Annotated in this window: 22 protein-coding genes; 10 read left to right on the forward strand and 12 right to left on the reverse strand. The window is 50.2% G+C overall.

Annotation, left to right across the window (positions count from 1 at the left end; all coding sequences use genetic code 11):
* Positions 1–125: 125 nt before the first annotated feature.
* The 8 genes from RDU59_07485 to RDU59_07520 form a co-directional block, all read right to left on the reverse strand.
* Positions 126–1,364 carry an aspartate kinase gene (locus RDU59_07485; GenBank protein ID MDQ7838319.1) on the reverse strand — a complete coding sequence of 413 codons (1,239 nt, stop codon included), beginning with the start codon at positions 1,362–1,364 and terminating at the stop codon, positions 126–128.
* A gap of 190 nt (positions 1,365–1,554) precedes the next feature.
* Positions 1,555–2,037 carry a tRNA (adenosine(37)-N6)-threonylcarbamoyltransferase complex ATPase subunit type 1 TsaE gene (gene tsaE, locus RDU59_07490; protein ID MDQ7838320.1) on the reverse strand — a complete coding sequence of 161 codons (483 nt, stop codon included), beginning with the start codon at positions 2,035–2,037 and terminating at the stop codon, positions 1,555–1,557.
* Positions 2,009–3,607 carry an NAD(P)H-hydrate dehydratase gene (locus RDU59_07495; GenBank protein ID MDQ7838321.1) on the reverse strand — a complete coding sequence of 533 codons (1,599 nt, stop codon included), beginning with the start codon at positions 3,605–3,607 and terminating at the stop codon, positions 2,009–2,011. The genes tsaE and RDU59_07495 overlap by 29 nt, the downstream gene beginning before the upstream one ends.
* 33 nt (positions 3,608–3,640) lie before the next feature.
* Positions 3,641–4,027 carry a holo-ACP synthase gene (gene acpS, locus RDU59_07500; protein ID MDQ7838322.1) on the reverse strand — a complete coding sequence of 129 codons (387 nt, stop codon included), beginning with the start codon at positions 4,025–4,027 and terminating at the stop codon, positions 3,641–3,643.
* 53 nt (positions 4,028–4,080) lie between these two features.
* Positions 4,081–4,797 (reverse strand): pyridoxine 5'-phosphate synthase, encoded by a 717-nt coding sequence (locus tag RDU59_07505; protein ID MDQ7838323.1) that lies wholly within the window; start codon positions 4,795–4,797, stop codon positions 4,081–4,083.
* 2 nt (positions 4,798–4,799) lie between these two features.
* A complete protein-coding gene (gene ybeY / locus RDU59_07510; protein MDQ7838324.1) occupies positions 4,800–5,237 on the reverse strand; it encodes an rRNA maturation RNase YbeY in 438 nt (145 codons plus the stop codon).
* Positions 5,137–7,152 carry an HDIG domain-containing protein gene (locus RDU59_07515; protein ID MDQ7838325.1) on the reverse strand — a complete coding sequence of 672 codons (2,016 nt, stop codon included), beginning with the start codon at positions 7,150–7,152 and terminating at the stop codon, positions 5,137–5,139. The genes ybeY and RDU59_07515 overlap by 101 nt, the downstream gene beginning before the upstream one ends.
* Positions 7,127–8,125 (reverse strand): PhoH family protein, encoded by a 999-nt coding sequence (locus RDU59_07520; protein MDQ7838326.1) that lies wholly within the window; start codon positions 8,123–8,125, stop codon positions 7,127–7,129. The genes RDU59_07515 and RDU59_07520 overlap by 26 nt, the downstream gene beginning before the upstream one ends.
* A gap of 376 nt (positions 8,126–8,501) precedes the next feature.
* Between RDU59_07520 and RDU59_07525 the strand changes: the two genes are divergently transcribed.
* The 8 genes from RDU59_07525 to RDU59_07560 all read left to right on the forward strand — a co-directional run bounded on the left by RDU59_07525 (position 8,502) and on the right by RDU59_07560 (position 14,478).
* The gene (locus RDU59_07525) at positions 8,502–8,672 is read left to right on the forward strand and encodes a hypothetical protein (protein MDQ7838327.1); all 171 of its coding nucleotides are present in this window, start codon (positions 8,502–8,504) and stop codon (positions 8,670–8,672) included.
* A 401-nt stretch (positions 8,673–9,073) separates the two neighbouring features.
* Positions 9,074–9,811, forward strand: a complete 738-nt coding sequence (tatC, locus tag RDU59_07530; protein MDQ7838328.1) for a twin-arginine translocase subunit TatC — start codon at positions 9,074–9,076, stop codon at positions 9,809–9,811.
* Between the two features lie 91 nt (positions 9,812–9,902).
* A complete protein-coding gene (locus tag RDU59_07535) occupies positions 9,903–10,343 on the forward strand; it encodes a DUF296 domain-containing protein (protein MDQ7838329.1) in 441 nt (146 codons plus the stop codon).
* A gap of 12 nt (positions 10,344–10,355) precedes the next feature.
* Entirely contained in the window at positions 10,356–10,727 is a 372-nt protein-coding gene (queD, locus tag RDU59_07540) for a 6-carboxytetrahydropterin synthase QueD (GenBank protein MDQ7838330.1), read from the forward strand.
* A gap of 1 nt (position 10,728) precedes the next feature.
* Positions 10,729–11,370, forward strand: a complete 642-nt coding sequence (locus RDU59_07545) for a radical SAM protein (protein ID MDQ7838331.1) — start codon at positions 10,729–10,731, stop codon at positions 11,368–11,370.
* Positions 11,370–12,044: a 7-cyano-7-deazaguanine synthase QueC gene (gene queC, locus RDU59_07550; GenBank protein MDQ7838332.1), complete on the forward strand. Its 675-nt coding sequence runs from the start codon at positions 11,370–11,372 to the stop codon at positions 12,042–12,044. The genes RDU59_07545 and queC overlap by 1 nt, the downstream gene beginning before the upstream one ends.
* A 47-nt stretch (positions 12,045–12,091) precedes the next feature.
* The gene (ligA, locus tag RDU59_07555) at positions 12,092–14,104 is read left to right on the forward strand and encodes an NAD-dependent DNA ligase LigA (GenBank protein MDQ7838333.1); all 2,013 of its coding nucleotides are present in this window, start codon (positions 12,092–12,094) and stop codon (positions 14,102–14,104) included.
* A gap of 95 nt (positions 14,105–14,199) precedes the next feature.
* Complete coding sequence (locus RDU59_07560) at positions 14,200–14,478, forward strand: acylphosphatase (GenBank protein ID MDQ7838334.1); 279 nt, start codon at positions 14,200–14,202, stop codon at positions 14,476–14,478.
* A gap of 257 nt (positions 14,479–14,735) precedes the next feature.
* Here RDU59_07560 and RDU59_07565 read toward each other — a convergent pair whose 3' ends face one another.
* On the reverse strand, positions 14,736–15,005 hold the full coding sequence (locus RDU59_07565; protein MDQ7838335.1) for a hypothetical protein: 270 nt from the start codon (positions 15,003–15,005) through the stop codon (positions 14,736–14,738).
* A 29-nt stretch (positions 15,006–15,034) separates the two neighbouring features.
* A complete protein-coding gene (gene murI / locus RDU59_07570; GenBank protein ID MDQ7838336.1) occupies positions 15,035–15,817 on the reverse strand; it encodes a glutamate racemase in 783 nt (260 codons plus the stop codon).
* Positions 15,818–15,976: 159 nt separating this feature from the next.
* Here murI and RDU59_07575 point away from each other — a divergent pair, with 159 nt between their 5' ends.
* On the forward strand, positions 15,977–16,891 hold the full coding sequence (locus RDU59_07575) for a YkgJ family cysteine cluster protein (GenBank protein MDQ7838337.1): 915 nt from the start codon (positions 15,977–15,979) through the stop codon (positions 16,889–16,891).
* Positions 16,892–17,162: 271 nt separating this feature from the next.
* On the opposite strand, the gene RDU59_07580 is transcribed toward RDU59_07575, so the two are convergent.
* Positions 17,163–17,819: a hypothetical protein gene (locus RDU59_07580; GenBank protein ID MDQ7838338.1), complete on the reverse strand. Its 657-nt coding sequence runs from the start codon at positions 17,817–17,819 to the stop codon at positions 17,163–17,165.
* 326 nt (positions 17,820–18,145) lie between these two features.
* Positions 18,146–19,411, reverse strand: coding sequence for a D-glycero-beta-D-manno-heptose 1-phosphate adenylyltransferase (gene rfaE2, locus RDU59_07585; protein ID MDQ7838339.1), 1,266 nt, complete (start codon positions 19,409–19,411; stop codon positions 18,146–18,148).
* 86 nt (positions 19,412–19,497) lie between these two features.
* On the opposite strand from rfaE2, the gene RDU59_07590 reads away from it, so the two are divergent.
* Positions 19,498–19,638 (forward strand): hypothetical protein, encoded by a 141-nt coding sequence (locus RDU59_07590; GenBank protein MDQ7838340.1) that lies wholly within the window; start codon positions 19,498–19,500, stop codon positions 19,636–19,638.
* The last annotated feature ends 5 nt before the right edge of the window (positions 19,639–19,643 follow it).

Raw genomic sequence — 19,643 nt, forward strand, 5'->3', positions numbered from 1 at the left:
TCAAAGGGAGGAGAAACACTTCCCCCTTTGGAAAAGGGGGATTGAGGGGGATTTTAGTTCTTATAGTGCCTTGCCTAGGCATATTTTTCAAAAACCTAACGTGTTAAATTTGAATTTCGAATTTACTACGTGGTTTCCGGCATGTCTTTTGTGCCTCCCAATTCGAATGCATCATGCAGGACACGAACGGCCAGTTCGGTATATTTCTCGTCTATAATTGCTGAAATCTTTATTTCAGAGGTGCTTATCATCATGATGTTTATGTTGTGCGTGGCCAGGGTGCCAAACATCTTGCCGGCGATACCTACGTGGTTACGCATACCCAGACCGATCAGGGAGACCTTGGCGATATTCTCATCACCCATAACGCGTTCACAGCCGATCTCTTTTCCGAGCCGTTGCACTATCTCCATGGCCTTTCTGAAATCGGCCCTGGGTACGGTAAAGGTGAGATCGGTCAGGTCTGAGGCCCGGGTGTTCTGAATAATCATATCCACAGCAATGTTGGCATCTGAAATAGGTGTGAATATCCTGGCAGCAATGCCCGGCTTGTCCGGCACCTTGGTCAGGGTAATGCGGGCCTCGCTTTTGTTATAGGTTACGCCCGTCACCACTCTATCTTCCATTTCTTCTTCCTCCTGTACAACCATTGTCCCTGGATTGTTGTTGAAAGATGAACGTATATGCATGGGAACATTATATCGTTTTGCAAATTCTACCGACCGGATCTCCATGACCTTTGCCCCCAGGCTGGCCATTTCCAGCAGCTCATCATAAGAGATGCGATCTATCTTGCGGGCATTGGAACAGACATTGGGATCGGTGGTAAAGACCCCTTCTACGTCTGTAAATATCTCGCATAAATCGGCGCCCAGTGCGGACGCTACCGCAACCGCTGTAGTGTCTGATCCGCCCCGTCCCAGGGTGGTAATATTCCCATCGGCATCTATGCCCTGGAACCCGGCAATAACTATAATACGTCCCTGTCTCAGGTTTTCTCTAATCAGAGATGTATCAATATCTGTAATACGGGCCTTGCCATAGGCGTTATCGGTTAGAATACGGACCTGGTGGCCGAGAAAAGAACGGGCATCGCAGCCCATGGTTTTGGCGGCTATGGCAAAGAGGGCGATGGTTATTTGCTCACCCGTAGAAACAAGTACATCCAGTTCGCGCGGATCAGGGTCTTCAGTTATCTGATGGGCCAGTGAGATAAGCTTATTTGTTTCGCCAGCCATGGCGGAAAGCACGACCACCACGTCGTTTCCCTGTTTTTTGGTTTCGATGACCCTCCGGACTACCCGTCTGATCCTCTCTGTATCGCCGACCGATGTCCCGCCGTATTTTTGTACGATTAAAGCCATGCTTCAGAATTCTCCTCCAATGCCTTATTTGAGCTTCAAGCTTTCAACGATCAGCCGTCAGCATGTTGTTATCCGTTATCCGTTAACCGTTGTCCGATATTTTCTTTCGGTAAACGGTGAACCGGCTTCATGCTGATAGCTGAATGCTGACTGCTCGTCCGGAATTTTTTGGTTTCCGGACGGAGGCTAATCAATGTACTAAATTTTCGGCAATTTTTGCAATTCTTTCTTCCCAGTCTTTACCATGGGGTATAAGTACAATCTCTCTTTTATCTTCCGCCGAAAAGATAAAGCGGACTTCCAGCCGGCCGGCAGGTATAATCCCGGCCAGACGTTCCGGCCATTCTATTACGGTCACTCCTTGCCCATAGAAATATTCTTCCAGCCCCAGATCAGATGCCGCCTCTTCGTTTTCCAGCCGGTAAAAGTCCATGTGAAATAGCGGCAAACGCCCCTGGTATTCGTTAATTATGGTAAAAGAGGGGCTGGTTACGGCATTGGTATTAGTTATCCCCAATCCGTGGGCGATTCCTTTGGTGAACCAGGTTTTACCGGCCCCAAGTTCGCCTTGTAAAGTCACCACGTCGCCGCCCGCTAAAATTTCCCCCAGGCCGATACCCAGGTTAAAGGTCTCAACGGGATTTTTACAGGTGATGGTTATCGCTTTGGCCATGTGCGTTGTCTCCGGGGGTACGAAGTGCAGCCAGGATCTCAGGTATGGCCTGAGCTACTTCCGTGGCCAGGATTCCGGAGATTTTCTTCTGACCGGATAATCTGTCACCGGCCAGCCCATGGCAGAACACCCCCAGGCAGGCCGCCCGGAAAGGGTTATACCCCTGAGCCATAAATCCCGCGATCGTTCCGGTCAATACATCCCCCATGCCCCCGCTGGCCAGGGCGGGGCCGCCGGTAGAGTTTACGGCCGTTTCTCCGTTAGGGGCCGCAATTAGCGTAGCTGCTCCCTTGAGCACGGTATAGATACCATATTCTTTTGACAGTTCTTCGGCCATAGACAGGCGGTTTTCCTGTATCTCCCAGGTCTTTTTGCCCACTAGCCAGCCCATTTCACCTGGATGTGGTGTTAAAATACGTATATTAATGTTTTCTTTTAATATATGCAAATATCCTTTTATGGCCCTTATGGCGTCGGCATCAATAACCATAGGGATATCTGCTTCGGCCACCAAACGGCGTATGAGGGCCTGGGTCTCAGGATGAAGGGAGAGGCCGGGCCCGATGACCAGGACCTTTTTGTTTTCTATGAGTTCCATAATACGATCATAGGCGGCGGTAGAAAGGGTGCCGTCAATAGTCTCGGGAAGCGGCTCACTCATAGCCTCGGTCACTTTAGTTTCAAATACAGGGTTGAGGCTCTTCGGCAGGCCGCACGTGATTAATCCGGCTCCGGAACGTAGGGCTCCCAGGCAGGTGAGGATGGCCGCGCCGCTCTTCCCGGGTGAACCGGCAATAATCAGGACATGGCCATAGGTGCCCTTGTGGCTGTCCGGCGGGCGGGGCAAAATCCAGTCATAGCATATATTCCGGTCGAGAAGTTCGCGGCGGATTCTATTTTCTTCTATGGCCCTTGCCGGTATTCCTATGTCTATTATCTTGAGGGGGCCGGTAAATTCCGGCCCTGAAGAGACTATCTGGCCGATCTTGGGCAGGCCGAAGGTTATGGTGCAATCCGCCCTCACCGCCGTGCCCAAAGGCCGGCCTGTATCGGCATCCAGGCCGGATGGGATATCAACAGACCAGACCGGCTTCTTTAGCTCATTCAGCCAGTTTATGACCGTGGCCATTACCCCCCGGACTTCTCCTTTAAGGCCGGTGCCAAAGATGGCATCAATAAAAAAGATATTTTCGCTCGCTGCCTGATTCTGGTATCTTGCCCATTCCTGATCGCCGGGGACGGCGATGACCGGGATATCGAGATGCGTGATGACCTTATAATTGGTTAAGGCATCCCCTTTGAGCTTCTCCGGGGAGGTGAGGAGATAGACGGTAACCAATACGCCTCGTTCGGCGAGCCAGCGGGCGATGACGAAACCGTCACCGCCATTATTGCCCGGGCCGGAGAAGATAGCTACCTTCTGTCCATATTTCAGTTCAGGCCTGGCCTTGAGGATGGCCTCGGCCGCACCCCGCCCCGCGTTTTCCATAAGTACCGGTCCGGGGATGCCGTATCTCTCGATGGCGGTTCTATCTATCTCTCTCATCTCAGACGCAGTAACGAGCTTCATGTAAAACCTCCAGGATAACGTATAACAGGATAACTACGAGCTATCCGTTTCGAGGATAACCACGGCTATGCCATAATCTCTTTCATGGGAAAGACTGACAAATTTTCGTTGTATGGCCAGCCTTGCACAGAGTTCAGCGCTTGGCCCATATAGGTTCAATGTCGGCTTTCCGGATGCCTCATTGGATATCTCGATGTCTCTCCAGGTTATACCGGACTGCATCCCCAGGCCAATCGCCTTGGCAAAGGCCTCCTTGGCCGCGAAGCGAAGGGCATAATGCAGGTGCGACTCCTTTTTTCTAAGACAATAGGCATTTTCGACCGGCGTAAAAATCCTTTCCTGAAAACGGGTTCCGAACTTTGTTAGCGCCTCGCGGATACGGGCGATCTTAACGATATCTGTGCCCATGCCATAAATCATAATAAATAGCCATCAGCATTCAGCGGTCAGCGATCAGCTTGACTCATCGCTTATCACCCCTGTCTGATCAAGGCCAGCATCTCCCTTACCGCCTTTTCCATACCCACCAGGACTGCCCGCGCTATGATGCTGTGGCCGATGCTGAATTCCTCTATCTCCGGCCAGGCCACCAGCGGCTTGATGTTTATATAATTAAGGCCGTGACCGGCATTGATCCTGAGCTTTAGCCTATGGGCGGTTTCCACGGCCTTTCTGATGCGGGATAATTCCCTCTCCTTTTCAGCCTCATTTTGGGCATCGGCGTAGCGTCCGGTATGTATCTCTACAAAGTCAGCCCCTAATCCTCGCGAGACCTTGACATCAGCCGGTTCCGGATTGATGAAAAGGCTTACTAGTATGCCGTCTTTTTTAAGTGTGGTTATCGCCTTTTTCAATAAAGGTTTCCGGCTTACGTCCAGGCCGCCTTCTGTGGTTAATTCTTCCCTTTTTTCCGGAACGAGGGTAACCATATCCGGTTTGGTTTGGCCGGCAATGCTGATCATCTCTTCCGTGGCGGCCATTTCCAGGTTTAGTTTGGTCTTTACGGTCTGTTTCAGGATATGGAGGTCTCTATCCTGGATATGTCTCCGGTCTTCACGCAGATGGATGATTATCCCTTCGGCCCCGGCCAGTTCAGCTATAGCCGCGGCTGTCACCGGATCCGGTTCTATAGTGCGCCGGGCCTGCCGCACTGTGGCTATGTGATCGACATTTACCGCCAGTTTTGCCACTTCTATTTCCTCCTTAAAAGATCTAAAAGTTCTTTTTCTTTTTTAAACATCCCGCGGGCGTCTTTTGCCTTTTCGTGATCGTAACCTAACAGGTGTAATATACCGTGGACAAGAAGCCAGTCTGTTTTTGCTTCGAGGCTGATGCCTTCCTGCCCGGCCTCCCGACCTGCGGTCTCCATGGAAATAACCACATCTCCCAGGATTTCAGGGTGTATGCCGGGAATATCCGGAGACCGCATGGGAAATGATATGACGTTGGTCGGTCCGCTCCGTTTCAGATAGAGTTCATTCAAGCGGGTTATTTCTTCGTCAGTTACGAAAAGAATACTCAACTCGGCGTCAGGCTGCGCCAAGTCTCTTAAAAGTATCTCCGCTTTTTTCCTTATCTTTCGGCGGTCGATCCTTATCGTCTTTTGTTTGTTGCTGATCAGAATCGGCATCGGTTTTTTTCACTCCGTTACCCCTGGCAGTCGTTTCCGGATATTCAATGCGCTGGTGGAAGATACCGGTCAGGACGCGCGTAAAGCTTTTTGCTATCTGATGCATATCCTTGAGTGTAAGCTCACAGTCATTAAGCTGGCCGTCGGCGAAGATATTATTTATGATCTTTTGAACCATCCCCTGGATTCTGGCCGGCGTAGGATCATTGAGGGTCCGGGAGACGGCCTCAGCTGCGTCGGCCAGCATTATCAGCCCGGCCTCCTTGGTCTGGGGTGTGGGGCCGGGATAGCGAAAATCCTCTATACGGACTGCAGACTGGTCTGGATCCTGCGCGCTCCTGGCCTTTTCATAAAAATAAGAAATAAGACTTGTACCGTGGTGTTGCCGGATGATGTCGATCAGCTCTGTGCCTAATTTATGTTTTCTGGCCAATTCCACGCCATCTTTGACATGGGAGATAAGGATAAGGCTGCTCATGGAAGGGGCGAGCCTTTCATGTTTATTGTCCATCCCTATTTGATTCTCGATAAAATAAGCGGGTTTTTTTGTTTTGCCGATATCGTGGTAATAGGCGCTGACCTTGGCCAGCAATGAGTTCGCGCCAACGGCCCGGGCGGCTGACTCTACCATACTTCCTACGATTACACTGTGATGGTATGTCCCTGGGGCCTGCACCATCAGTTCTTGCAGAAGCGGATGGTCCATGCTGGCCAGTTCAAGCAGTTTGAAATTTGTGGTATATCCAAAGATAATCTCTACAATGGGGATGAGACCGATGACTATGATCCCCAGAAGGCAGCCTCCCGCAAACGCCGTAAACATGCCTTCAATGGTTTTAAAGGCAAAAAAAGAACCGGTAGAGAGGTTAAAAGCAATAATCATGAGCACCTGGACCAGTCCGACTACGGCGCCGGCCTTCAATACATTTCCCCGTTCCTTGAACTGGGAGACGTTGCGGGAGGCGATTATGCTGCCTACCAGGAAGTAGATAAAAAATTCCAGGGTGTTTGCAAGGAGCAGGGCGGCCAGAATAGAGGCGGGCAGAGAAAATATAATGGCCATGTCTGCCGTGAAAAACACACTTACCAACATAGCAGCGGAAGCGACGGGAAGGGCATATAAAAGGACATCCGGATCCAGATGCGGCATATTGACAGTGACTGCCCGGACAACAAACAGAGACATCTTTGCGGCAATAAGCACGAGAGCCAAGAGCACACAAAAGAAGAGTAGATTTTTATTGCTGGCGATGAAGGATTTAACCCGTTTGAGTGAGGCATTATAAAGCGTTTTGAGGATAATGGCGGTAAGCAGCGCTGAACCCAGAAATATAGAGATCGCATCCACCTGCCGGGTGGCGCTTTGCTGGGCCTTTAATTTGGTAAGATGTATGTCCTGTATGCGCTCTCCTTCGCGAACGATTATTTCTCCTTTTTTGATCTGGAGATAAACCGGCGCTGCTATGGATTGTTCCTGCTCCTGGGGCGCTTCCGCCCCGGCAGATATTCGACCGGTTTCTTTGTAGTTGGTGGCGGTGGTTGTCTGCCCCGGCGGATCTTCGATTTGCGCCGGACTTTGAGATAGACCGGGGTTAGCCGCTTCAGCCCCGCTTTTCCCCGGGGGCGGATAGTATTCAACTGAAAAATCGCGGGAGGCCTTTATATCTTCTTCGGCCACATCGCCGGGTTTGTACCGGACATTTTTTTGTGACAAGTTTGGAGATAGAAGAAAGGCTATGAAAAAGCTGAGCGTGATAAGCAGTAACCAGCGCTGAAAGGACGCATCCTTAAGGAGTTGCGGCGTTTTTTCGCCTAGCCCTGACAACGCGCCGGTGATGGATATAGGTTTGGCCGGTTTTTCTTCTTTGCCTGGCATGGGGGTTAGTTGACTAATGTGCGCGCCCTTTTTCGGCATCTACTTTTTCGTAGGCGTGAATAATTTCCTGGACCAGTCTGTGCCTGATGACATCTCTTTTGGAGAAATACACAAAACGTATGCCTGGAATGCCCTCCAGTATCCTACGCGCCTCGATCAGTCCCGATGGTTTGCCTTCCGGAAGGTCAATCTGGGTTATATCCCCGGTGATTACGGCCTTGGACCCAAACCCGAGCCGGGTCAGAAACATCTTCATCTGTTCGGAGGTGCTGTTCTGGGCCTCATCCAATATAACGAAAGAGTCGTTTAGTGTCCTTCCGCGCATGAAGGCCAGAGGGGCTACTTCTATCACCCCCCGCTGAATAAGTTTGGTGGCCTTCTCAAAATTTAGCATGTCGTACAGGGCATCGTAAAGGGGCCTGAGGTAGGGATTGACCTTTTCATAGAGGTCACCGGGAAGAAAGCCGAGTCTTTCTCCGGCCTCGACCGCGGGCCGGGCCAGTATAATCCTTAAGACCTCTTCTTTCACCAATGCGGAGACGGCCATAGCCATGGCCAGATAGGTCTTGCCGGTACCCGCCGGCCCGATGCCGAAGACAATATCATGCTTGCGCATGGCGTCGATATATTCTTTCTGGGCAAGGCTTTTGGGGGTAACCACCCGCTTGCCGGAAGTAATATATACCGTATCGAGGAATATATCTTTTAACTTTACGGAAGGTTCGCTGCTCAGAATCCGGATGGCATATTCCGCGTCATGCGGGTATATGGGATAGCCGGAGCGCAGAAGGTCATATAACTGCCGGCATATCTCAGCGGCTAATTGGACGTCCGGTAACGGACCGGTTAATGTCAGTCTGTTGCCCTTGACTCCGGCATTAACGCCCAGGTGCTGCTCCAGCAGTTTGAGATTCTGGTTTTGTTCGCCAAACAGCGCTCTGGCCAGGGCATTATCTTCAAAATCTAGTTTAAGGGTAGATGTATCTACCGGCGATGAAGGATGGGCTTTCAAGTAATATTTGCCTCTTGGTAAGTCCTTTCTGGAACAGAAAACCAGGCTAACATCTCTATTTTATTAACATAACGTTGTTTTTACTGCAAGAAAAATAGTCACTGGAGTTTCCCTACGTTTTAGGGAACCCCTATGTTTCTGAGCGAAACTTGCCGAAGCAGTGGGGCACCCTTCGAGGGCGAGCAGGAAGGGGCAAGCCTTCCCCGCCTGCGAGTCCCGAAAGGGTCACTGCGCAAGCCGTGAAGCGAAGAGACCAAGAGGTTCCCTTAAGAAATGCCAACTATCGTATAGGGAAATTCCAAACCACTTTATTATTGACTTTGTCGGCGAGTTTTGCTACAAAAAAATATAACCAAGTATGTAGTGAGGTGTGATTATGATTCATACGGTGCATAATTTTCTGCCCTGGGGGATTCCTTGGGATGCCGGCCACGGGGTGTTTTTCGGCATTACTTATACCGTTATCGTGGTCCTGGGGGTTGCCCTGACGTACGTAGTGCTGAAGACGGTCGAAGACCTCAAAAAGGGCGGCGGCTCGCATCACTAGTAGTAATTAAAGGCCCGGATCGTTAAATCCTAACACTTTAATAAGTTTACCCAAATCCACCGTCTAATTTAGCTGTCGAGATTAAAATCAGCAGGTTATGGAGTATTCCTGATCACCAGCAAGATATTAGATGCAAGGCGCCGAGGAGCGACGACTGAGGCGTATGGAGCAATACGCCGCAAGGAGGAGCGATCGAAGGCAACGCCGCAGATGATGCCTTGATGGTGGATCAGGGTTTAATAGATAGTTTGAGATATGGATAGGAATATAATATCTTCTCTATCTGCTTGTTTTCTTGCGGTACTTACCTGCGCAAAAAGGTAAGTGCCACTTTTTGTTATTCTGGGTTTCAGGTGTCTCCCTGCCACATTTGTGATTAGCTCATCACATCCCAATAGCTAATGAAGACAGAAAAACTCCCCCTCACTGGCCATCTGGAAGAATTGCGCAGGTGTCTGGTCATATCATTCATGGCTATAGGCATTGGTTTTCTCTTTTCCTATGCCTTTTCAGAGGAGATTTTTGACCTATTGGCCCGCCCCCTTTACAAGTTGCTTCCGCCGGGTGATGCGCTTATATTTACCGGTTATCCGGAGGCATTTTTTCTTTATCTCAAACTGGCTTTTTTTGCCGGTGTGGTTGAGGCCAGCCCGGTTATTCTTTATCAAGTCTGGAGGTTCATTGAACCCGGGCTTTATGAGCATGAGAAAAAAATGGCCGTACCATTCGTTTTGGCCTCCACCTTCTTTTTTGTCTGTGGACTACTTTTTGCCTACTTTGTCGTGTTTCCGGTGGCTTTTAAGTTTTTCTTGGGCTACAATTCTGAGCACCTGAGCGCTGTGCCTGCCATAGGCGAATATTTTTCCTTTGCTATGCGTCTTCTTTTGGCCTTTGGTCTGGTTTTTGAGTTTCCGGTGGTGATGTGCTTCCTGGCCAGAATGCACGTGGTAACCGTCTCATTTTTGAGACGAAACCGGAAGTATGCTATTTTAGGTATCTTTATCCTGGCCGCTCTGATTACTCCTACGCCGGACGTTGTAAATCAGTTGCTTATGGCCGGCCCTCTTCTTGTGCTCTATGAATTAAGTATTTTCTTGATATGGCTTATGGAACGGCGGTCGGGTTCTGCAAAGGAATAAGGAAGAGAATACAGGAGTCAGAAGTCAGGAGACAGGAGAAGGGCAAGGAGTTATGAGTTGCTGAACACTGGCGGCTGATAAGGGGGTTACAATGGAATACAGAGAAGGCAGGATCGCGCGCACCTTTGTTTTATACTTTAGTGATGGAGACGACCCGCTGGAGGGGATCAAAAGGGTGGCTACAGAGAAGGGGATCAGGGTGGCCTGGTTTTTCCTGCTCGGAGGGCTGAGGCAGGCCGGGGTGGTAACCGGCCCGGAAAGGCCGGCCATTCCGCCTACGCCCGTATGGAAGGAGTTTACCGGTGATGCCAGAGAGATCGTCGGACTGGGGAGCATACTCTGGAATGACCGGGAACCCTTGATCCATGTGCATACTGCCATAGGCAGAGGGGATGAAGCGGTTGTCGGTTGTGTCAGGCGCGATGCCCGCACCTTTTTGGTCATTGAGGCGCTGATTATGGAAATAGAAGGGCTTGAGGCCAGAAGAAAACTTGATGATAAAAGCGGCATGTTTTTAGCGGGTTTTGATTAGGAGGGTTTGCTTATGTATGAAGTATTCGTCCGTTCACACTTTTCAGCCGCCCACCACCTGCGGAATTATCCGGGGAACTGCGAGAAACACCACGGGCATAATTGGTCAATAGAGGTTGCCGTGAGGTGCGCCTCCCTGGATAATATGGGTATGGGCGTGGATTTCAGGATTATTAAGAAGGCCCTCTCCGAGGTCCTCTCAGATCTAGACCATACCGACCTGAACGAACTGCCTTACTTTAAGGAAAAGAATCCATCATCGGAGAATATTGCCGCCTATATCTATGAGATATTGAAGCCGTACTTTGACAATAAGCAGTGCCGTCTCCATCGGGTGACCGTCGGTGAAACACCGGAGACGGGCGTCAGCTATCTGGAGGATTAAATTGCCCCTGACCGTCTGCGAGACGTTTTACAGCATCCAGGGAGAATCTACCTTTGCCGGCTGGCCGTGTTTTTTTATACGCCTTAGTGGTTGCAATCTGAGATGCAGTTATTGTGATACCACTTATGCCTACACTGAAGGCCGCATTTTGAGTAAGGAAGATATACTGCGCCAGGTGGAGGCTTGCGGGTCTAAAATAGTTGAGGTCACAGGCGGTGAGCCGCTTTTACAAACGGAGACCGTGCTGCTTCTCAACGCCCTCGCAGATAGGAATTATGTCGTTCTTCTGGAGACCAACGGAAGCCGCTCTTTAAGAGATGTGCCGCAAGGGGTAGTGAAAATCATGGATCTTAAATGCCCGTCAAGCGGGATGTCCGCTTACATGGATTTTAATAATCTGCGTTACCTCGACCTAAAGGATCAGGTCAAGTTCGTTATTCAGGATCGCAGTGACTACGAATGGGCAAGGGAAAAGATGGCTAAGCATCATATCCCGGTCTATACCCAGGTTGTCCTGTCGCTGGTCTGGCAAAAGATGGATGCAAAGACACTGGCCGAGTGGATGTTGGCCGATCGGCTGGCGGCCAGGATGCAGATACAATTGCATAAGTATCTCTGGCCGGATCAGGAGAGAAGGGTGTGATGAAAAGGGATCCGGCTATTGTTCTTGTAAGCGGCGGTCTGGATAGTTGCGTGACCGCGGCTATTGCCTGCCGGCAGTATGCCCCGGCCTTTTTACATGTGAATTACGGCCAGCGCACGGAAGGGCGGGAGCTTACTGCCTTTTCCGCTATTGCTGATAATTATGGCGTTGCGAGGCGGCTGATCGTCGATATCGGCTATCTCCTCCAGATAGGCGGTTCAAGCCTTACTGACCGGAACATTCCCGTGCCTGAGGCCGGCCGTATCCAAAGCGGAGAGATTCCAACCACGTATGTCCCCTTCCGAAATACGCATCTCGTCGCCATTGCCGTATCCTGGGCTGAAGTAATAGGCGCTAAGAAGATTTTCATCGGGGCCACTGAGGTGGACAGTTCCGGTTACCCGGATTGCCGAAAGGGCTATTTCGACGTCTATAATAAGCTGATAAGGCTGGGGACGCGGCCTGAGACGGATATAAGCATTGAGACCCCGCTGATCGACCTTTCGAAAGAAGAAGTGGTGCGCCGCGGCTTGGAGCTTGAGGCCCCGTTGCATCTGACCTGGTCCTGTTATAAGAATGAAGATGTGGCCTGCGGACGATGCGATTCCTGTATCTTGCGCCTCAAAGGGTTCAGATTGGCCGGTGTGCCGGACCCGATTTCTTACGCCTCCTGATTTGTTTTAACCAGATTGACGAGAATGTTCTCATTAGGTAGCAGGGGATGGAGAAAACAACTAAAGAGATCGAGCAGAGGATAAAGAAGCTGCGTGAGGATATCCATTACCATAACTATTGTTACTATGTTTTGGATAGCCCGGTCATTTCCGATGCGGAATATGACCGGTTAATGCGCGAGCTTATTGAACTGGAAGATAAATACCCTCATCTTATTACCCCGGATTCACCTACACAGCGGGTCGGAGCAGCACCCCTGGAAAAATTCGGCACGGTGAGGCATGCTCTTCCTATGCTCAGCCTGGAGAATGCCTTTGATGAGGCCGAGGCGCGGGAGTTTGAACAGCGCATAAAAAGGTTTCTGCGCATGGACGGGCTTATTGACTACGTGGCTGAGCCCAAGATGGACGGCCTGGCTATAGAAATTGTCTATGAAGACGGTTTGCTTAGTACGGCATCGACAAGGGGTGACGGGGTAACCGGAGAGGATGTAACCCAGAATGTGCGCACCATAAAGTCTATCCCGCTCAGGCTGCAACGTGGCGAGTCCATACCGAGACGCATCGAGGCACGCGGGGAGGTATTTTTAAGCCTCAAGGCCTTCAAAGAGATTAATCAGCAGCGCATTAGAGACGGCGAGCCGCCTTTTGCCAATCCGCGCAATGCCGCGGCCGGTTCCCTGAGGCAGTTAGACCCCAGAGTTACGGCCAGACGCCCCCTTGATTTCTTTGCTTATGGGGTAGGGGTGGTGGAGGGCAGGTCATTTACCAGCCAATGGGAGATACTCACGGCACTGCCGAAGTTGGGGATAAAGGTGAATCCCCTTATTCGCCGTTGCAAAGGGATTGAGGGGTGTATCGATTATTTTCAGGAACTCGAAGGGAGACGTCGCCGCCTTGCCTACGAGATCGATGGCATGGTGATCAAGGTTGATTCTTTCAGCCTCCAGGATCGCCTTGGTGTCAAGACCCGCAGCCCCAGGTGGGCCGTGGCCTATAAGTTTCCGGCAAACCAGGCCAGTACGCGTATTCTTGATATCCAGGTTCAGGTGGGGAGAACCGGGACCCTGACGCCGGTGGCTATTATGGAGCCGGTGAACATAGGCGGAGTTGAGGTCAGCCGGGCCACTTTGCACAATCAGGATGAGATCGCCCGCAAGGATATCCGTATCGGTGATACCGTTCTGATTCAGCGGGCGGGTGAGGTCATACCGGAAGTAGTTAAATCGATTCCGGAAAAGAGGACCGGTAAAGAAAAAAAATTTGTCATGCCGGAGAGCTGTCCGATGTGCGGAGCCATGGTCGTCCGACTGCCGGACGAAGTGGCCGTTCGCTGCCCCAATGCCTCCTGTCCGGCCCAGGTGAAGGAATCCATAGCCCACTTTGCATCCAAGGGCGGTATGGATATTGAGGGGCTGGGTGAAAAGATAGTGGCGCAACTGGTGGACTCCGGCATTATTAAGGATGCGGCCGATCTTTATTATCTGAGCCGGGAGCAGATCCTGGCCTTGGAACGCTTTGCCGCAAGGTCCACAGAGAACATCCTGGTCGCGATTGACAAAAGCAAGCAAACCTCATTGTTGAGGTTCCTGTATGCCCTGGGTATCCGTTACGTGGGTGAAAAAACGGCCCAGATTCTGGCCGAAAAATTTGGCAGCCTGGCGGCCCTTGCAACGGCCGCTATGGAGCAACTCATGGAGATAGATGAGATCGGTCCTCAGGTAGCGGCCAGCGTCACTACATTCTTTGCTGAAAAGAAGAATCAGGATGTGATCCATCGCCTCCTTGCCGCCGGGGTAAGTCCTGCCCCGCCTGTTCCCATTGGGCCCCGCCCGCTTGCCGGGCAGAGTTTTGTCTTTACAGGCGGCCTGGAATCCTTTTCCAGGGACGAGGCCAAGAACAAGGTCAAGGAACTAGGCGGGATAGTATCTTCCTCTGCGAGCCGCAAGACGAATTATGTGGTAGCCGGTAAGGACCCGGGATCAAAACTGGCCAGGGCCAGGGAATTAGGAGTGACCATACTGACTGAGGAAGAATTTAAGAGGCTGATTGGAGCGTAACTAGTCAGGGGTTATTTGTCAACGGACAATACGTGCTCAGCGGTGAAAAGACTTTTTTACGAGCCTGTCATATTCGAATTTATCTTTGGGAGGTTATGCCCATGGTAAGAGCGCATGTTATAATTAATGGTCGTGTGCAGGGGGTCTTTTTCCGGTACGCCACGCAAGAGGAGGCCACCCGCCTCGGACTCAAGGGTTGGGTAAAAAACAGGCGTGACGGGCAGGTGGAGGCGGTCTTCGAGGGAGATGAGGCCACCGTAGAAAAGATGCTGAAATGGTGTCATCAGGGACCGCCACATGCAGTAGTGAATAAGGTCGATGTAAACTGGGAGGATTATAAGGGGGAATCTGACAGATTCGATATACGTTATTAACTCTCTCGTGTCAAAACAGATCGGTCCGTACTCCCTCTAGAATACACACATATCTCCGCAATCCGGACATATCCAGGTAACCGCATTACAGGACAGTCCCCACATGTTTTCTTCCATACAAGCCGGACAAATCTGGAACCCACACCGGCATGTCCAGCAGAAGGGGAGTTCTTTCCCGCAGGCATGACAGATATAATGTCTTTTCCCCCGGCGTGCGTTACTATTTTTTTTCGCGGTATCTTTTTGTAGAGACATTGTTATTGCAACGCCTCGCGGATTTTTCTTAATTCCCGGTCTGCAGCCTTGTTTCTCTCTTCTAAGTCCAGCACATATTTCATTAGGGCCTTCATCTCATCTACGCTGACATAGGCGGTAGTTCCTTCAATACGAAAATTAACCGGAGGCCTTTTAGGGAGTGCAGGGAGCGGCTCGGGCCTTGGTATTGACGCCTTTTGGGTCAGCCAGGCGCACGAAGTAAGTAATAGGGCCATGGTTACAATCAAAAAAACTTTTTTGCAGATATTCATTATGCTTTCCTCCTTTTTGCCGGCTGGGTCTATGCCAGCAAAAGGTGTATAGGCCTACCCAGGATTTTTTTTGCGATCTCTGCAAAGGTAGGCGTAAGGTCTGAGACATAAAATTGGTTATCGTTGCCTCGTTTGAGTATAACGTCAATTTCCGGGTGCCCGGCCAGGTAGTTTTTAATATAACCGGCCAGCTCTGCTGATGAGTCCACAATCTTAACCCGTTTACCCATTTTCACCTGAATAATATCTTTAAGCAGGGGGTAATGGGTGCAGCCCAGTACCAGGGTGTCGATCTGTTTTCTTTTCAGCGGGTAAAGGTATTTTTTTAAGATCATCTTGGTCTCACGGCGCTTAAGCCATCCTTCTTCCACTAAAGGCACGAGGAGCGGGCAGGCATTAGAGAACACCTTAATGTCCGGATATAGGTCTTTTATCTTTTTGTCGTAGATGTTGCTATTGACGGTCGCTCTGGTACCAATGATACCCACGTTGTGATTTTTTGTGACCTGTGTGACTTTGACGACGGCCGGGGTTACCACCTCGAATATGGGTACATCAGGGAACCCGTCCCTCAGCGCCTCTGTGGCTACACTGGAGGCGGTGTTACAGGCAACGACAATAATTTTGGCCCCCTTGGAAAGCAAAAATTCAGTATCCTGGATGGCATAGTCGATAATGGTGGCCGGACTTTTAGTCCCATAGGGTGTTCGGGCCGTATCTCCAAAATATATGATTTCATGGTCCGGGAGTTGCTGGAAAACGGCCTTGACTACGGTAAGGCCGCCAATGCCTGAATCAAATATGCCGATCATAGGTCTCTCTTTTTAAAGTGATTGTACAGCCCGAAACTGCCTGAAACTTTTAAACAGGTTGTTATTATAAGAGATAGCGCCGCTGTTGTCAAAATAATGGTTTGGACTTTAAGGGAGAAATCATGTAGAGTGCCCAAATTCTTTAGTAAGGAGCGATCAATGGATGGTCAGTATTCCGGTATAGAGCTGCTTAAAAGGCCGTTGGTACCCCTTACCTTTCTGGTCAGCGGGCTGTTTCTGACTACCGGTTTGCCGGACATTGCCGCAACCGTCGCTAAACTAAAAGAAAATATAACGCTGGACGGTGTGTTTTATGATAATCCTCAGGTCATATTAAAGGACTATCTGGATGTGTTCGAACCCTACGAAAGATTTAAAAGAGGAGAATTAAAAACCAGGGGGCGGCTGATCGTTGATTTAGACCACAAACCCCTGGATATCCTGGCCGGTACCATTTTGGAGATAAAGCAGGAGCTGCTGAGGCGGGAATTGGGGCACATAAATTCTGCCCTTTGCGGACAGTATCATTGCACCATTTGCTGTCAGGGACCGCTGGAAGAGGAAGAAAATTCTTTTTTTGAGCTGCCGTTGACTGAAGAAGAGGCACTGTTCTTCTCGTTGCCCGGCATAGATACAACCCTGACGCGGTCCACAAACGCCTACGCCGAACCTCCGTTAATGCGGAATGACCAGCCCTTCTACAAGACGGAGCCCGCTCTTTATCGCTGGCGTCAGGGATGGGGGCTTATTCTTACGCGCGGTTCTTTTTGTCCGAATTTGAACAGAGATAACGGCCGCTGCCTGATATATGAGAAGCGGCCAGGGGTCTGTCGCTGGCCACAGATTTTCCCGATGGTGCTGGAAAAGGTGTTTGACCCGGAAGGCGTCCAGGGGATTGCATCGGCAAACGGTGTGAGTCTCAACGATTTGACAGACAAGGATCACTACTATGTAAGTCAGGAAAAGATCCTGGCCGTGTGGGATTGTCCGTATGTGCAGGAATACAAGGATGATATTATCCGGTTTGCTGAACTGAGCAGCCTTGAGCCGGTTTTCCGCAGGAACAAGAAGTAAGGTAACAATTTAGCGCTTTTAAAAATGCGCTAAATCTCATTGCAAAATGGAAAAAGCAACATGGAAAATGTAAAATTTCGGACAAAAACCATCAACATTTTGAATTTTGCACTTTGAATCTTGCATTTTGAATTGAAGTTTAGCCAGTTTTTCAAAAGGCCAAACTGATACGAAGTAAGATATTTAGATAGGCCTCATTTTGTTGTCCGGCATACTGGTCTTTTTGCCAGGATGTGGTTTAAGTCTGGCCGCTTCAATAAATGGATGGAAATTAATATCCCAGAAAGGCCATCATCTCTCCGGCGATCTCGTCAAACTCTTTATGTATGGCATCTGACCATTCCTCTTTGGGCGGGAAGGTGTAGGTGGGATTGGCGTTGTAACGCCGCCTGGCCCAGGATCGATCAATTATAGGCACTCCGGCGAATTGTTCAAGCTGATCTAGGGTAGCATCGCTTGTACAGTCCTCGATCTTTACGATGAGCCTTTGGCTGTCAGGAATGACCTTTAATACTTTCAGGGCAATCCTGTTTCTGTGCATCCATATCCAGGCGTTTTTCTGGAGCGGGGTCATCTCATCCCACCTGTCAAAATAAGGATCATTGCGGAGGGGCACTGTGCCAAACATACCCTGTTCATGCCATTTGCGCGTGATCCCTGACCGGGCAAAGTCCTTGCCGTTCCTTACTCCGAGGATAAATTTGGCTGACGGGTTAAGGTAATAGATGGCATCAAGAAAGTGAATGTACAGGTTGGAAGAATCAATAAACCTTTCCGGGTCAATGCCCTGGTGGAGATCTTTTATGGCCATAATCCTTTTTTCAAGGCGGTCGAAAGGATTTGCACGGGGGTCTTTAAGAGAAAGATATTTATCGAGGAGATAGGCGACCCGGAACTCATGGTATCCGCCGAACAGCCTGGCGAACATGCCGGTCCCCGACCGTCCCGTCCCGGTAATGATTAACATATTCCTACTTACTCACCCAATCCTTGGTGGTAATGTCAAAAGTTCTATGAAAAACAAACCACAGAGTACACTGAGGAAAGAGAAAATTTTTCAAGAAATAAGAAGAAAGCGAAAGAACAATTGAAGAAAAAGCAGTCCTTTGAGTGCTCATTGAACCTCTGTGCTCTCCAAAGCAGTTCCGGTGGTATTTCGAGACCACCAACGAGAATATTAGGAGATCACAGAGGGGAGGAGCTAAAATCTGCTTGAACTTGTTGATATTTTTATTTTCTCTGTGTCCTCTGTGGTTAAGTTTTTGACAATACTTCCTTCGCCGTGAGGATGCGCTCGATGGTTTCCGTGGTCGATGCCCCTTCGATCAGGGGTATCCGGACCACACGGCCGCCGCAGGATTTAACCATATCGGCGCCTACGATATCCTCTTCTTCCCAGTCGCTCCCCTTTACGAGCACATCCGGTTTAAGCGCCTCGATCAGATTATATGGCGTTTCTTCAGAAAATAAAATAACCGCGTCTACTGTGGCCAGGGCAGCCAGAAGCCCTGCCCGGTTCTCCTCATTGTTTATGGGCCGATCCGGCCCTTTTATGGCCCGCACGGATTCATCACTGTTTACGGCGATTATAAGGAAATCGCCCTGTGTCCTGGCTTCTGCCAGATAACGGGCATGGCCGACGTGGAGTATATCAAAGCAGCCATTGGTAAAAACGATTCTTTTCCCTTCCTTTTTAAGGCGCGTGATGAGCTCTCTGGCCGCATCCCGGGACATGATCTTGTCCTGATAGGATGAGGGCGCAAAAGCGGGGGAGGGGACGGTATTGAAGAAGTTCCTCGTTGTTTCTACCTGTGAGGAGTCAATTTCTATAGACGCAAGACATTCTTTTTCGTCTGCCTCAAAGAGGATAAAGCCGTCCGGCCCTATGATGCGGGAATGCCCGGCAAATACGGTCTTCCCATCTGTTCCGCGGCAGTTGGCGGCCACTACAAAACACTGATTCTCGATAGCCCGGGCCGTGGTGAGGGTCTGCCAGTGTCCGAGGCGCACCAGGGGCCACTCCGCGCATACAATGATAAACGTCGCCCTATTACCGGCCAGGTGGCGGCAGATCTCGGGAAACCGCAGGTCATAGCAGATGATTATCCCGACCTTGCCAAAATCTGTTTCAAATACCGGGAGTGCATGGCCTTTGGTAAAATAACGATCCTCTCCGGTGGGTGGAAAGGGATGCGTCTTGCGGTACTTGCCGATTAGACCTTGTTTCCCATCGAGGAGAAATGCCGTATTGTAATAGCGGCCGTTTTCTTCCTCAGGCAGGCTGCCGGCAATGGCCATGTTGTAGTTGCCGGCCGTAGACTGGAGGGCGCTAAGCAGTTGGGGCGTTTCCCGGGTCAGGGCCGGGAGCTTATCGTAGGCAAAGCCTGTGGCCCACATCTCCGGCAGGACCGCTAAACGGACACCCTGTTTGCCCAGGTTTTCCAGGCCGGTAACAGCCCGCTCAAGGTTTTGTTGCGTATTACCTATTTCTATGGATAACTGGACTATGCCTGCCTTCATTTTATCCTCTTATTGTGTATCCGTTCACCGTTATCAGTTCACCGTTGTCCGTAAGAACCTGAAAAGTTTTTTTCGGTGAACAGTCAATGGTAATCGTATTTTCCGGCAACCGTCGCCCCTCAAAAAAACGTGAAAAACTCCGCCTGGTAAACGGTGAAGGTATTTTCCGTTATTCGGCCGCCGTTGTCCGTGAAAAACACGAAAACGTCTTTTTCGGTGAACGGTGAACGGA

The organism is Thermodesulfobacteriota bacterium (assembly GCA_031082315.1).
GTDB lineage: Bacteria > Desulfobacterota > QYQD01 > QYQD01 > QYQD01 > QYQD01.